This is a genomic window from Enterocloster sp. HCN-30185 (assembly GCF_037890305.1).
Taxonomy (GTDB): Bacteria; Bacillota; Clostridia; order Lachnospirales; family Lachnospiraceae; genus Enterocloster.
The window spans coordinates 1-468 of record NZ_JBBKBT010000054.1 but is presented as its reverse complement, the minus strand read 5'-3'; the positions used below and the strand labels follow the sequence as shown (position 1 = coordinate 468).

The 468-nt window shown below is 48.1% G+C and carries 1 protein-coding gene and 1 pseudogene; both read right to left on the bottom strand.

Annotation, left to right across the window (positions count from 1 at the left end):
* Positions 1-211: pseudogene (locus WKT10_RS15960) on the bottom strand (hypothetical protein); the annotation flags it as partial.
* Between the two features lie 13 nt (positions 212-224).
* Complete coding sequence (locus tag WKT10_RS15955; RefSeq protein WP_340278058.1) at positions 225-383, bottom strand: hypothetical protein; 159 nt, start codon at positions 381-383, stop codon at positions 225-227.
* Positions 384-468 lie beyond the last annotated feature (85 nt).

Sequence of the window (468 nt, the reverse complement as noted above, 5' to 3'; positions counted from 1 at the left end):
TCTTCGGGAACTCCTCATAGCAGGCCCCGATGTAGTCAAGCAGGGCGGTAAGACTGGAAGCCTCCAGTGCCGTCGCCTTGTCTGTGTTATCATAACGCTTTAAGCTCTTGTTGGCGTATGTATGTCCGCAGATCTCAATAACCTCGGTCTTCTCGTTTTCTCTTGCCAGCCCTTCAACGTGCTCTAATGCATCCTTTAATCCTTCTAACATAGTTTTGTCCTCCTTATTCTTCTATGTTTCTTGCTTCATAACAGTCGCAGCAGTCCTGAGACATCGTATAGTCTCCGTACCCTTCCGACTCCTCACAGTCACAAATGAAATCCACATCATCATCACGCAGATGATACCTGCAGGTTCCACAGCATTTCTTTTCTGATACCATTTCTCTCCTCTATCTTCCGTATGCCTGTCTTAAGTCAATCGGCCCGGCCTGTACCGGCTCTTCAAAAATCTCCCCGGTTTCCGGG